Annotated in this window: 13 protein-coding genes; 6 read left to right on the forward strand and 7 right to left on the reverse strand. The window is 52.8% G+C overall.

Annotated elements, in window-relative coordinates:
- The first annotated feature begins 147 nt into the window (after window positions 1-147).
- From plsC to AC07NP_RS19235, 3 genes are all read left to right on the forward strand, one after another.
- On the forward strand, window positions 148-885 hold the full coding sequence (gene plsC / locus AC07NP_RS19225; RefSeq protein ID WP_494661430.1) for a 1-acylglycerol-3-phosphate O-acyltransferase: 738 nt from the start codon (window positions 148-150) through the stop codon (window positions 883-885).
- 71 nt (window positions 886-956) lie between these two features.
- Window positions 957-2369 (forward strand): cell division protein FtsP, encoded by a 1413-nt coding sequence (gene ftsP, locus AC07NP_RS19230; RefSeq protein WP_494661431.1) that lies wholly within the window; start codon window positions 957-959, stop codon window positions 2367-2369.
- A gap of 108 nt (window positions 2370-2477) precedes the next feature.
- Entirely contained in the window at window positions 2478-4697 is a 2220-nt protein-coding gene (locus AC07NP_RS19235; protein ID WP_494661432.1) for a YgiQ family radical SAM protein, read from the forward strand.
- Window positions 4698-4800: 103 nt separating this feature from the next.
- Here AC07NP_RS19235 and AC07NP_RS19240 read toward each other — a convergent pair whose 3' ends face one another.
- The 3 genes from AC07NP_RS19240 to yqhD all read right to left on the reverse strand — a co-directional run bounded on the left by AC07NP_RS19240 (window position 4801) and on the right by yqhD (window position 8547).
- Complete coding sequence (locus AC07NP_RS19240) at window positions 4801-6255, reverse strand: DASS family sodium-coupled anion symporter (RefSeq protein WP_203359975.1); 1455 nt, start codon at window positions 6253-6255, stop codon at window positions 4801-4803.
- Between the two features lie 196 nt (window positions 6256-6451).
- Window positions 6452-7279 carry a 2,5-didehydrogluconate reductase DkgA gene (gene dkgA / locus AC07NP_RS19245; RefSeq protein ID WP_203359976.1) on the reverse strand — a complete coding sequence of 276 codons (828 nt, stop codon included), beginning with the start codon at window positions 7277-7279 and terminating at the stop codon, window positions 6452-6454.
- A 104-nt stretch (window positions 7280-7383) separates the two neighbouring features.
- Entirely contained in the window at window positions 7384-8547 is a 1164-nt protein-coding gene (gene yqhD / locus AC07NP_RS19250; RefSeq protein WP_494661433.1) for an alcohol dehydrogenase, read from the reverse strand.
- Window positions 8548-8740: 193 nt separating this feature from the next.
- Here yqhD and AC07NP_RS19255 point away from each other — a divergent pair, with 193 nt between their 5' ends.
- Window positions 8741-9640, forward strand: coding sequence for an AraC family transcriptional regulator (locus AC07NP_RS19255; protein ID WP_494661450.1), 900 nt, complete (start codon window positions 8741-8743; stop codon window positions 9638-9640).
- A gap of 38 nt (window positions 9641-9678) precedes the next feature.
- Here the strand turns inward: AC07NP_RS19255 and yghB are convergent, their stop codons facing one another.
- Entirely contained in the window at window positions 9679-10338 is a 660-nt protein-coding gene (gene yghB, locus AC07NP_RS19260) for a DedA family general envelope maintenance protein YghB (protein WP_203359978.1), read from the reverse strand.
- Between the two features lie 131 nt (window positions 10339-10469).
- Complete coding sequence (gene metC, locus AC07NP_RS19265; RefSeq protein ID WP_494661434.1) at window positions 10470-11657, reverse strand: cystathionine beta-lyase; 1188 nt, start codon at window positions 11655-11657, stop codon at window positions 10470-10472.
- Between the two features lie 253 nt (window positions 11658-11910).
- Between metC and exbB the strand changes: the two genes are divergently transcribed.
- Window positions 11911-12645, forward strand: coding sequence for a tol-pal system-associated acyl-CoA thioesterase (exbB, locus tag AC07NP_RS19270; protein WP_494661435.1), 735 nt, complete (start codon window positions 11911-11913; stop codon window positions 12643-12645).
- A 6-nt stretch (window positions 12646-12651) separates the two neighbouring features.
- Window positions 12652-13077, forward strand: a complete 426-nt coding sequence (gene exbD, locus AC07NP_RS19275) for a TonB system transport protein ExbD (RefSeq protein ID WP_162379505.1) — start codon at window positions 12652-12654, stop codon at window positions 13075-13077.
- A 134-nt stretch (window positions 13078-13211) separates the two neighbouring features.
- On the opposite strand, the gene AC07NP_RS19280 is transcribed toward exbD, so the two are convergent.
- Window positions 13212-13622, reverse strand: a complete 411-nt coding sequence (locus AC07NP_RS19280) for a cytoplasmic protein (protein WP_203359981.1) — start codon at window positions 13620-13622, stop codon at window positions 13212-13214.
- 1 nt (window position 13623) lies between these two features.
- Window positions 13624-14028 carry a hypothetical protein gene (locus tag AC07NP_RS19285; protein ID WP_494661436.1) on the reverse strand — a complete coding sequence of 135 codons (405 nt, stop codon included), beginning with the start codon at window positions 14026-14028 and terminating at the stop codon, window positions 13624-13626.
- Window positions 14029-14067 lie beyond the last annotated feature (39 nt).

Below are 14067 nucleotides of genomic sequence, written 5' to 3' on the forward strand. Positions count from 1 at the left end.
ATAAACGTTAAAAATTCCCGTGAAACCGTTGTTTATTCGTGCGTTGCGATTAACAATACGCTTTTCCAGAGAGCCGCTCTTAACAAAGCTCTAACCTGATAGCAGGTGACGTACAATAGGTAGGCTCTTGGGGCTTCAGAGGTTGTTATGCTATATATTTTTCGTCTCTTTATTACTGTTATTTACTGCATTCTGGTCTGTATTTTTGGGTGTATCTACTGTCTCTTCAGTCCACGAAATCCTAAGCACGTCTCGACCTTTGGTCGTATGTTTGGTCGCCTGGCCCCTTTGTATGGCTTGAAGGTGGAATGTCGTTTGCCTGCCGGTGTTGAAAACCACGGCAATGCTATTTATATCGCTAACCATCAGAATAATTACGACATGGTGACGGCTGCGAATATTGTTCAACCGCCTACCGTTACCGTGGGTAAAAAAAGCCTGTTGTGGATACCGTTTTTCGGGCTGTTATATTGGTTGACCGGCAACTTATTGATCGACAGAGATAACCGGGCCAAAGCGCACAGTACTATTGCGCAGGTGGTACGCCATATTAAGAAACGCCATATTTCCGTCTGGATGTTCCCGGAAGGCACGCGCAGCCGTGGGCGTGGTCTGCTACCGTTTAAGACGGGGGCGTTTCATGCCGCGATTGCCGCAGGCGTACCCGTTATTCCCGTGTGCGTATCCAATACCTCAAATAAGATTAACCTTAACCGACTGAATAACGGTCTGGTGATTGTTGAGATGTTGCCGCCGATTGATATCAGCGCCTTTGGTAAAGATCAGGTTCGGGAACTCGCGGCACATTGCCGTACACTGATGGAACAAAAAATCGCAGAACTCGACAAAGAAGTCGCAGAACGGGAAGCGGCCGGCAAGGTTTAAGTCGGTTAGTGAGAGATTTGCGGAATACGATTTCCTGCGCATTATTTTAGCCAGTTTTACATGGAGCTTATATGTCACTCAGTCGGCGTCAGTTCATTCAGGCCTCAGGGATCGCACTGTGTGCTGGTGCTGTTCCGCTGCGAGCACATGCTGCCGGACAGCAGCAACCGTTACCTGTTCCGCCACTGTTAGAGTCCCGTCGTGGACAGCCATTATTTATGACATTGCAGCGCGCGCACTGGTCCTTTACGCAAGGGACTCGCGCACCGGTCTGGGGCGTTAATGGCCGCTATTTGGGACCGACGATCCGCGTCTGGAAAGGGGATGACGTCAAGCTTATCTACAGTAACCGCCTGGCGGAAAACGTCTCGATGACCATCGCGGGTCTTCAGGTGCCTGGGCCGCTGATGGGCGGCCCGGCGCGCATGATGTCGCCGAATGCTGACTGGGCGCCGGTGTTGCCGATTCGCCAGAGCGCCGCCACCTTGTGGTATCACGCTAATACGCCGAACCGAACCGCGCAGCAGGTTTACAACGGCCTGGCCGGGATCTGGCTGGTAGAAGATGAAGTTAGCAAGTCGCTGCCGATCCCTAACCACTATGGTGTGGATGATTTCCCTGTCATCATCCAGGACAAACGGCTGGATAATTTTGGCGCGCCAGAGTACAGCGAACCGGGAAGCGGCGGTTTTGTCGGCGATACCTTGCTGGTTAACGGCGTACAAAGCCCGTATGTGGAAGTGTCTCGCGGCTGGGTGCGATTGCGTTTGCTGAATGCTTCCAACTCACGTCGCTATCTTTTGCAGATGAGCGACGGTCGCGCACTGCATGTGATTTCGGGTGACCAGGGCTTTTTGCCTGCCCCCGTGTCAGTTAAACAGTTGTCGCTGGCGCCGGGCGAGCGTCGTGAGATCCTGGTCGATATGACCAACGGTGATGAGGTGTCGATCACCTGTGGTGAAGCGGCAAGCATTGTCGACAGGATCCGCGGGTTCTTTGAGCCTTCCAGTATTCTGGTGTCGACGCTGGTGCTGACGTTGCGCCCAACGGGGCTTCTGCCGCTGGTGACAGACAATCTGCCGATGCGCCTGTTGCCAACGGAAATCATGAGCGGCGCGCCGATTCGCAGTCGGGATATCAGCCTTGGCGAAGATCCGGGTATTAATGGGCAGTTGTGGGATGTAAACCGCATTGATATCACCGCTCAGCAGGGCTCCTGGGAGCGCTGGATTGTACGCGCCGATCTGCCACAGTCGTTCCACATTGAGGGTGTGACCTTCCTGATTCGCAATGTGAACGGTGCAATGCCTTTCCCGGAAGACCGGGGCTGGAAAGACACCGTTTGGGTGGATGGTCAGGTGGAACTGTTGGTCTATTATGGACAACCGTCCTGGGCGCATTTCCCGTTCTACTTTAACAGCCAGACTCTGGAAATGGCGGACCGTGGCTCTATCGGGCAGTTACTGGTGAACCCGGCGCCGTAATCCTCTTCTCGCCCGCGAGGGCGAGATAAGAATACCTTTCGATTTCTCATTCGTTCCGGCTTATAATCGCCGGCCTTTGATTATTTTTTTACCATTTTTGGAAGTGTTATGAGCGCAATATCCCTGATCCAGCCAGACAGAGACCTTTTCTCCTGGCCTCAGTACTGGGCAGCCTGTTTTGGTCCCGCACCTTTTTTGCCGATGTCGCGCGACGAAATGGACCAACTTGGCTGGGATAGCTGCGACATTATTTTGGTTACCGGTGATGCGTATGTCGATCATCCGAGTTTTGGTATGGCGATTTGTGGCCGTATGCTGGAATCGCAAGGATTTCGTGTCGGCATCATTGCTCAGCCGGACTGGAACAGCAAAGACGACTTTATGCGTTTGGGCAAACCGAACCTGTTTTTCGGCGTTACCGCTGGCAACATGGACTCGATGATCAACCGCTACACCGCCGATCGCCGACTGCGTCATGATGATGCCTATACCCCGGATAACGTGTCGGGCAAACGCCCGGATCGCGCCACGCTGGTCTACACCCAGCGCTGTAGAGAAGCCTGGAAAGATGTGCCCGTGATCCTCGGCGGCATTGAAGCCAGTCTGCGTCGCACCGCGCACTACGACTACTGGTCGGATACCGTGCGCCGCTCGGTGCTGGTGGATTCTAAAGCCGACATGCTGATGTTCGGCAACGGCGAACGCCCGCTGGTGGAAGTTGCGCACCGTCTGGCGATGGGAGAAACCATCGACCAGATCCGCGATGTGCGTAACACCGCGATTATGGTGAAAGAAGCTCTGCCGGGCTGGAGCGGCGTGGATTCCACACGTCTGGACACACCGGGGAAAATCGATCCCATCCCGCATCCGTATGGCGAAGACTTGCCGTGCGCCGATAACAAGCCGGTAGCGCCGAAAAAGCAGGAAGCAAAAGCAGTCACTGTTCAGCCGCCGCGTCCGAAGCCGTGGGAGAAAACCTACGTGCTGCTGCCATCCTTTGAGAAGGTGAAGGGCGACAAAGTTTTGTATGCGCATGCTTCGCGTATTTTGCACCATGAAACCAACCCTGGCTGCGCGCGTGCGCTGATGCAAAAACATGGCGATCGCTACATCTGGATCAACCCGCCGGCCATTCCGCTCTCGACTGAAGAGATGGACAGCGTTTTTGCTCTGCCGTATAAGCGCGTGCCGCACCCGGCGTATGGCGACAGCCGTATTCCGGCTTATGAGATGATCCGTTTTTCGATCAACATCATGCGCGGCTGCTTTGGCGGCTGCTCCTTCTGTTCGATCACGGAACACGAAGGGCGCATTATTCAGAGCCGCTCGGAAGATTCGATCATCAATGAGATCGAAGCGATTCGCGACACCGTTCCTGGCTTTACGGGCATCATTTCTGACCTCGGCGGCCCCACGGCGAACATGTATATGTTGCGCTGTAAGTCACCGCGCGCGGAGCAAACCTGTCGCCGCCTGTCGTGCGTTTATCCGGATATTTGCCCGCATATGGACACCAATCATGAGCCGACGATTAATCTTTATCGCCGCGCCCGCGATCTGAAGGGCATCAAGAAGATCCTGATCGCCTCCGGGGTACGTTATGACATCGCCGTTGAAGACCCGCGTTACATCAAAGAGCTGGCGACCCATCACGTCGGCGGCTACCTGAAGATTGCGCCGGAACATACCGAAGAAGGCCCATTGTCGAAGATGATGAAGCCGGGTATGGGCAGCTATGACCGTTTCAAAGAGCTGTTTGATACCTATTCGAAACAGGCGGGTAAAGAGCAGTATCTGATCCCTTACTTCATCTCTGCGCACCCCGGTACGCGAGACGAGGATATGGTGAATCTGGCACTGTGGCTGAAACAGCGTCGTTTCCGTCTTGATCAGGTGCAGAACTTCTATCCGTCGCCGCTGGCGAACTCGACCACCATGTATTACACCGGGAAAAACCCGCTGGGTAAAATTGGTTATAAGAGTGAAGATGTGGTGGTGCCGAAAGGGGACAAACAGCGTCGTCTGCATAAAGCGCTGCTGCGTTACCACGATCCGGCTAACTGGCCATTAATCCGTCAGGCGCTGGAAGAGATGGGTAAAAAGCATCTGATCGGCGGTCGCCGTGAGTGCCTGGTTCCGTCACCGACGCTGGAAGAGATGCGCGAAGCGCGTCGTCAGAACCGTAATACGCGTCCGGCATTGACCAAGCACACGCCAGTGGCGCATCAGCGTCAGACACCGGCGAGCGCGAAGAAAGCGCCGTCAACGCCGTCGCGCAAACCGTCTGAAGGGGCGAAAAAACGCGCTAAACCTACGGCAGGGCGCTAAACCTTATTGCCCGGCAGCGCTAACGCTGACCGGGCTTTCGTTTAACGCTACGAACAGTCGGCCGGAAAGGGGCTTGCACCACCCTCCGGCCAGCATCATAGTCTTAGTACAGACCCAGCACTTTCCACCATGCCAGACCCACGGTCAAAAAGACCGCCTGATTAAACAAGCTGATGACAAATCCCGTTCGCCACCACACACCTGTTGGAACATATCCTGCGCCAAACAGGATCGGACCGCGTGCGTGGGTGTACTGGGTGAGTGAACAATACAGGCTGCTGGTAAACGCCAGCATCAACGCCATCGGCGCTGCCGGGATATTCAGGTGCAGGCCAACCCCCAGGAATACGGCATAGAGTGCGGCGATCTGAGCGTTACCGCTGGCGAAGAAGTAATGGGTATAGAAATAGGCGGCATTCAGGATAAGCAGAACGATCACCCAACTGGTACCCTGCATCGTGCTGCCGATACTGTCGCCAATCAGATTGCCAAACCAGGTGGTGAAACCTAATTTCTTCAACTGGTTTGCCATCATTAACAATGCCGCAAACCAGATCAGCGTATCCCATGCGCCTTTCTCGCTTTTGACGTCTTCCCAACTGAGTACGCCGCTCAGTAGCAGAATAGAGAGACCGACAAACGAGGCTGTTGTCGCATCCACCCCCAGCGCATCACCAAAAATCCACAGCACCAGCAGGACGCCGACGGTTGCCAGCATCAACCATTCACCTCGCGTCATGCTTCCCATTTCCGCCAGCTCTTTGCGTGCGATATTGGGAGCATCGGGAGTATGTTTGATTTCCGGTCGGGTCAACCAGTAGACGAGGAGGGGGACGATCAGCAGTGAGACCAGGCAGGGCAGCAGCGCCGCCATAAACCAGCTTCCCCATGTTAAGGTGACGCCTGCGTTTGCCGCCAGTTTCACCGCTAACAGGTTACCGGTGTAGCCCGTCATGAAGAGCGCGGCGGTAACGTCATTCACGTTCCCGATACAGGTGATCAGAAAGGTGCCGATTTTACTGCGAGACTCATCATCGGGTCGTGAATCAAAGCTGCGCGCCAGTGAGTCGGCAATAGGGTAAATCACGCCGCCGCAGCGAGCGGTGTTACTTGGCATCGCCGGAGAGAGGATCAGATCGGCGCAGGCCAGGCCGTAGGCGAGCCCCAGCGTACGTTTGCCCAGTAGGCGGATCATCTGCAAGGCAATACGCCGACCCAGGCCGGTTTTGATAAATCCCCGGGCGATCATAAACGCCACGACAATCAGCCAGATCAGTGAACTGTTCAGTTCACTCAGTGCCGTGGTGATTGCGCCACTGGCGGTTTTATCCCCGGCAGCATAGACGAGCGCAAAAACGGTAATGCCAATGAGGCCCACTGCGCCAATGGGCAGTACTTTTGCAACAATAGAGGCGATAGTGGCTACAAAGATAATGGCCGAGTGCCATGCAGGTGCTGTTAATCCGGTGGGAGGAGGGAGTTGCCACAGTCCGACGGTGATCAACATAATGATAATGAGTGGGAGCCATTTGACGCCCTGGGTTTTGTTTTCCTTCACAATAAGCCACCTATAAAATATTGTTATCAGTTATGGGTGAATATAATTTCCATGAGTAACCAAATGGTTAACTAATATAATGCTGCACCTGAGTTGGCAGGAAATATACAGAGAATCAGGCGGATATTGTTTCGGTGTATGTCAAAATGAAAAAAGCCCGACAGGAAATCGGGCTTAAAAAAGTAACGTGAACGCGTTAACCGCCGAACTGATCCGGGTCTGGCCCCAGACGTTTTCCTTGATCGAGTTTGGCAATTTCGCTCAATTCATCTTTATCGAGACGGAAGTCCCAGACGTTGAAGTTTTCCGCAATACGTGAAGGCGTGACGGATTTCGGGATCACCACCAGACCGCTGTCCAGATGCCAGCGAATCACAATTTGCGCCGGAGATTTGCCATATTTGTCTGCCAGGTCGCGAATAATGGGGCGATCAAATACCCCCTCGCCGCCCTGCGCCAGCGGACTCCAGGATTCTGTCTGGATCTTGTGGGTGGCATTCCAGGAATGCAGTTGGCGCTGCTGCATCAAAGGGTGTAGTTCGATCTGGTTGATAACCGGCGCCAGACCCGTTTCGTCGATCAAACGCTGGAGGTGATTGACCTGAAAGTTACATACGCCAATGCTTTTCACCAACCCCTGCTTTTGCAGGTCGATCATCCCTTTCCATGCTTCAACATAATGGTTAATAGCAGGGACAGGCCAATGCATCAGGTAGAGATCCACGTAGTCGAGCTGTAGCTTGTCCAGGCTTTCCTGCAGTGCTTCATAAGGACGTTTTTGATCGTCATTCCACAACTTGGTGGTGATGAACAGCTCTTCCCGGGCAATGCCCGCATTTTTTAACGCCTTGCCGACCCCTTCTTCATTCTGATACGCGGCAGCAGTGTCAATTGAGCGGTACCCCACTTCCAGCGCTTTATGAATGGCGGAGATCACTTCCTCATTGCTCGCCTTCCAGACACCCAGGCCCAGTTGCGGCATTACATTGCCATCCTGAAGCTTGATAATGGTTGGTGTAGCCATGCGTTCCTCCTTCATATGAGCTCACCGGAGCATCGCCCCGGTGAGGTTGTGTGACTTAAGTCTGGACGAAATGCCCAAAAACGAAAGTCTGAAGCGAAAAAACCTTAGCGCGCCGCCTCATAAATACGGCGGCTGACGTCCAGCGTAATATCCTGATGTTCACCGAGATTTGTGCCACCGTGCGCTTCGAGTTTTGCCAGCAACGCCGGGATAGAGCTGCCGTCCAGACCATAATCCGAGAGACGGGTAGGCACCCCTAATTGCTCAAAGAAACTGCGGGTGGCGGCGATAGCGGCATCAATACGCTGGTCATCAGAACCTTCCGTAATGTTCCAGACGCGCTCGGCGTATTGCAGCAGTTTGGCTCGTTTGGTGTCGCGTTTTTCATTCCACAGCGCTGGCAGAACAATAGCCAGCGTTTGGGCATGATCGAGGCCGTGCATGGCGGTGAGTTCATGACCCAGCATATGGGTTGCCCAGTCCTGGGGAACACCTGCGCCAATCAGACCGTTCAACGCCTGCGTCGCCGCCCACATCACGTTGGCGCGGACATCATAGTTTTCAGGCTCCTGCAGCGCTTTCGGGCCATCTTCAACCAGTGTCAGCAGAATGCCTTCAGCGAAACGATCCTGGATTTTTCCGTCGACCGGGTAGGTAACATACTGTTCTACCGTGTGTACAAACGCATCGACGACGCCGTTGGCAACCTGACGCGGCGGCAGCGTGTAGGTGTAAACCGGATCCAGTACGGCGAAGACCGGCTGTACAAACGGTGTCATAAACGCCAGCTTATCGCCGGTGGTTTTGCGCGAGATAACCGCACCAGAGTTAGATTCAGAACCGGTCGCGGGCAGCGTCAGAACGGAACCCATCGGGACTGCGCTTTTCACGTCGTTGCCGCGGGTTTCCAGAATTTTCCACGGATCGACGCCATCGGTGTAGTGAGCGGCGGCAGCGATAAATTTGGTACCGTCCAGGACGGAGCCTCCCCCTACAGCCAGCAGGAAAGTCACCTTCTCATCACGCACCATTTTGACGGCATTCATCAGCGTTTCATAAGACGGGTTTGGCTCAATCCCGCCAAACTCCAGCACATCAAGACCGCTGAGGGCATCATGCACCTGAGCCAGAACGCCGGTCTTTTTCACGCTACCCCCACCGTAGGTGACTAACACGCGGGCGCCCTGCGGAATTTGCTGGCGCAGATCGGTGATAGCGCCTTTACCGAACAGAATACGGGTTGGGGTATGCAGATTAAAATTGTTCATTGTTCGTTCCCTTATGTGGGTAGAAAAGAGGGCAGGTGGATGGCTGCCTGATGGTGAACATTGTGGTCTTCGGCGGCGTTCCTCTCAATGCTCATTTCTGCCAATGTCTTGCCCATTTCTCCAGAAGGCTGGAGAAAACGGATAAAAGTGCGCACTATGTAGAGGTTGTAAACCAATGGCAAAGTGGCGCGCTATGAACCGAGAAGAGACCTGTCTTCTGCTGACAGATAAAATTAAGCAGCTGAAAAACAATGAGAAGAAGCTTAGTGAATTGCTTCCTGATATTCGCTTGCTGTATGGCTCTGAACCTGGCCTGCGTACGCCTGTGATGTATGAGCCTGGCATCATATTCCTCTTCTCCGGACATAAAATCGGTTATATCAATGAGCGCGTATTTCGCTACGACGCCAATGAATATCTGCTGCTAACAGTACCTTTACCCTTTGAATGTGAAACTTATGCGACGCCAGAACGCCCGCTGGCCGGTATTCGTCTGAATGTGGATATCCTGCAACTGCAGGAGTTGCTGATGGATATTGGTGAGGACGATCGCTTCCAGCCGTCGATGGCGGCGAGCGGGATTAACTCCGCCACGCTGTCAGATGAGATCCTCTGCGCCGCCGAGAGACTGTTAGATGTGATGGAACGGCCACTGGATGCGCGTATTCTGGGTAAACAGATTATCCGTGAAATGCTTTACCACGTGTTGACCGGACCGCGCGGCGGAGCGCTGCTGGCGCTGGTGAGTCGCCAGACACACTTTAGCCTGATTAGCCGTGTGCTTAAGCGCATTGAAAATAAGTACACTGAAAACCTTAACGTTGAGCAACTGGCGGCAGAGGCCAATATGAGCGTCTCCGCGTTCCATCATAATTTTAAATCGGTCACCAGCACGTCGCCGCTGCAATACCTGAAAAGCTACCGACTGCACAAGGCGCGTATGATGATCGTTCATGATGGGATGAAAGCGAGCGCTGCTGCAATGCGGGTAGGCTATGAGAGCGCGTCGCAGTTCAGTCGGGAATTTAAACGTTATTTTGGCGTTACGCCGGGTGAGGATGCGGCGCGAATTCGGACTCTCCAGGGGAGTTAACCGATTCCCGGCTGGTAAGGCCGGGAAAGAGGAGGGACTCAGGCGCTGCAGTACTTTTTCTTGATGACAACGATCACCGTGCCGAGCAGACCTGCGGTCAGCAAGGCAATCGGCAGGATCATTAAAAACGTCATCACCTGATCTTCATGACGTTTGACGAACGGGATCATGCTGAGCGCATAGCCGAAGCTGGTCACCACGCCAACCCACAGAAGACCGCTCAACCAGTTAAAAAACTGGAATCTGCGGTTAGAGAGTCCGGAAATTCCCGCCATTGTGGGCAACAGCGTGCGGACAAACGCCAAAAAACGCCCAACCAGCAGGGCCAGAAGGCCGTGTCGGTCAAACATACAGGTTGCGCGTTGATGGTATTTGGACGGTAACTGTGCCAGCCAGCCTTTCACCGTTTGGGTATTTCCCAGCCAGCGACCCTGAATATAGCTGAGCCAACAGCCCAGACTGGCCGCCGCGGTTAAAATAGCCACGGTGGGTACAAAGTCCATCACTCCTTGTGCAATCAGCGCTCCTGCCAGTATCAGCAGGCTGTCTCCGGGTAAAAAGGATGCAGGCAGCAGGCCGTTTTCTAAAAACAGCGTGGTAAACATCACAAAGTAGACAACGCTAACAACATGTGGATCCGCCAGCGCAGCAAAATCGTGTTGCCAGAGCGCAGCGATTATATCTTGAATGACAGCCATGGACTTTCCTGTGGAACCGCGTTTAAGTGCCTATTGTACTCTCGAATTGCCCGGGACGCTTTGATCCCGGACGCAACAAACACAGACTTTTCTGCTGGAAGTGTCTGCAATTATGTCCATTGGCGGCAACTTTACACGATCCGGGCAAATCCTGCGGCTAAATCCTCAATAAGATCGTCAACATTTTCTAAACCAATATGTAAGCGAATAAGTGTTCCGCTGAAATCCACCACGCCTTCCGGGCGAATAGCGGCAATGTGCTCAGGTTGATTCGCCAGAATCAAGGATTCAAAACCACCCCATGAGTAGGCCATGCTGAACAGGCTGAAGTTGTCGAGGTAGGCTGACATCTCGTCATTATTAAGCTTTTTATTCAGAACAAATGAAAACAAACCGCTGCTGCCGGTAAAATCGCGCTTCCAGAATTCATGGCCTTTACTGCCGGGGAGCGCAGGATGGTTGACGCGCGTGACTTGCGGGTGGTTTGCCAGCCATTCAGCCACTTTCAGGCTGCTTTCATGATGCTGACGCAGGCGCACGCCCAATGTACGTAAACCACGGCTGGTCATGTACGCCGTGTCGGCATCCAGCATTTGTCCCATCAGATAGGCATTCTCACGCAGTTGCTCCCAGCAGCGGGCGTTGGAAACCGCCGTGCCGACCATCGCGTCAGAGTGTCCAATCAGATATTTTGTCCCTGCCTGAATAGAGATATCGATTCCAAAATCCAGCGCTTTAAATAGCACCCCGGCGGCCCAGGTGTTATCAATCATGATAATCGCATCAGGCGCAACTCGTCTGACGGCTTCAACAATCGCTGGGATGTCATGGACTTCCATTGTGATGGAGCCCGGGGATTCCAGGAAAACGATTCGGGTGTTGGGCTGAATGTGTTTTATGATATCGGCGCCGATCATGGGGTCGAACCAGCCGGTGGTCACGCCGAGTTTGGCGAGAATTTTGGTGCAGAAATCCTGGCTTGGCTCGTAGGCTGTGTTGGTCATCAGCACGTGATCGCCCTGTTCGACGAAAGCCAAAATGGTGTTGGCGACGGCCGCCGCGCCACAGGGGAACAAGGCGCATCCGACGCCGCCCTCCAGTTCGCACATTGCTTCCTGGAGAGAGAAATGGGTCAACGTTCCGCGACGGCCATAGAAAAGCTCGCCGTTGGCGCGGTTGTGGGTGGCGTGTTTTTTCGCTTCAACGGTTTCGAACACCAGTGAAGAAGCGCGTTGAATCACGCTGTTTACCGATCCCAGGGTGTACTTTTTACTGCGCCCTGCATTCACAAATTGGGTATCAAGGTGTTTTTTTGCCATGTCGCACGACCTGTTTTTTTATACGTCTGGATGTCTAAACTAACATGAATGCTGCACCACGCATCCAGAGGAATCTCGATAAAGCAGAAAATTTTATCAAAATAACCTCTCGTGACTTTTTTACTGCGTAAGCGCAAGGAAAAGAAACCAAAGGTGCGGCAATATGTAAATAGTAATGAGAACGACTATCAATTCGACGTCGTTTTGATATTATTGCGCTCAGATTTTGTGATTTGCGTCCTGGAGATACAGAGTGGGTAATAATTTGATGCAGACGGATCTTTCCGTCTGGGGTATGTATCAGCACGCCGACATTGTGGTTAAGTGCGTGATGATTGGTCTGATTCTGGCGTCAGTGGTCACCTGGGCTATCTTCTTCAGCAAAAGCGTTGAGCATTTCACGCAGAAGCGCCGACTCAAGCGTGAGCAGGAGCAGCTGGCTGAAGCCCGTTCTTTGGATCAGGCAAGCGATATCGCTTCTGAATTTGACGAAAAAAGTTATAGCGCTATGTTGATTAACGAAGCGCAAAACGAACTGGAACTGTCAGAAGGCAGTGAAGATAACGAAGGTATTAAAGAGCGTACAGGGTTCCGTCTGGAACGCCGCGTCGCAGCCGTGGGTCGTCATATGGGACGGGGTAACGGCTATCTGGCGACTATCGGTGCGATCTCTCCTTTTGTGGGTCTGTTCGGTACGGTATGGGGCATCATGAACAGCTTCATCGGTATCGCGCAAACGCAAACCACTAACCTTGCCGTCGTGGCGCCGGGTATCGCAGAAGCGCTATTGGCGACGGCGATTGGCTTGGTTGCGGCTATTCCTGCGGTGGTTATCTACAACGTCTTTGCTCGCCAGATTGGTAGCTATAAAGCGATGCTGGGCGACGTGGCGGCACAGGTGTTGTTGCTGCAAAGCCGTGATCTGGATTTGAACGCGAGTGTCTCCGCTCAGCCGGTACGTGCCGCGCAGAAATTACGTGTAGGATAATGTTTCATGGCAATGCGTCTTAACGAAAACCTGGACGATAACGGTGAAATGCATGAAATCAACGTGACGCCGTTTATCGACGTTATGCTGGTTCTGCTGATCATCTTTATGGTGGCTGCGCCCCTGGCGACGGTGGATGTGAAGGTGAATTTGCCTGCCTCCTCCAGTGTGCCGCAACCTCGTCCGGAAAAACCGATTTACCTGTCTGTGAAGGCCGATAACTCCATGTTCATCGGCAACGATCAGGTCACGGATGAAACCATGATCAACGCGCTTAATACGTTGACCGAAGGAAAGAAAGACACCACGATCTTCTTCCGCGCGGACAAAACGGTTGATTACGAAACCATGATGAAGGTAATGGACTCGCTGCATCAGGCGGGTTACCTGAAAATTGGTTTGGTTGGCGAAGAGGTCGCAAAAGCGAAGTAATCGTTTTGCCGGACGGTGCCTGGGCCTGTCCGGCCTGCTTTCTGCGGCTCATTGGCCGGGCAGGCATCGTCGCCCGGCACAACCCTACTCACCGTTGTCCTTGAAAACCTCTTCCACACTTTCACTCTTCGCGTTTATTGTCGATTCTCATCCAGTGCTACCGTCGTGATATTGGCTGTCCGGTAATTGCCATCGGAAAGTTTACGGGTCAGACGTAATGTGGCTGTTTCCCGCGTCAGCAAGTGCTGCCAGCTGCTTTCCAGGCGAGCCATGATTTTGTCATGTAGCTCCGGGCGTTGCTGCGTGAGGGTGTTAATGATCGCGCCGTAGATCTCTTCCTTTACCTGAAGGGCATAGATTTCACGGCGGTTTTGCCATTTTAACCGCACCAGCGCGGCGGGAATTGACACCATCTCTTGCGCGACGTTTTCAAGGATGGCATTTTTATTGGCAATTAACGCGTCAAGATTTTGCTTTAAGATAAATTCATCACTTTTATCGCTATCTAAAGCTAAATAAACATTATTATCCTCAACGTCTTTCATTTTACGCATCTTCCAGAGAATAAAAGATAGGGGTGTTTTTCTCCCCGGTAATTAAATTAAGCCAAATTTTATTACCATCGTCGTTTATCCGTGCGGTTGTTTCTGCCAGTATTTTGCTGACGGTTTGCGCATCAATATCACCTTCGGCCTGCAGTGCATTTATAAGGCGGGCAAACGTTTCAATTTTGGCAACTCGATATAATCGATCTTTTAAATGGCGGTCGCGTTCTTCAAGTAGCATATTCCTGGCTTGGCCAGTTGCGGTGGCGCTAATTAAAATATCTGATTCATAATCGCTGAGTGATTTCTTTCCCTGAGCTAAATTTTCACTCTTTTCTGCGGTGCCGGGTTCAGTGGGGGAAGGTGATAAATGAAAACGAGACGGAACAAGATGCTCGGGAAGCATGCTGTAATATCCTTTCCTGTCAATAGTATAACGAGTGTG

It is taken from the genome of Citrobacter sp. GW821-FHT07H02 (assembly GCF_059418505.1).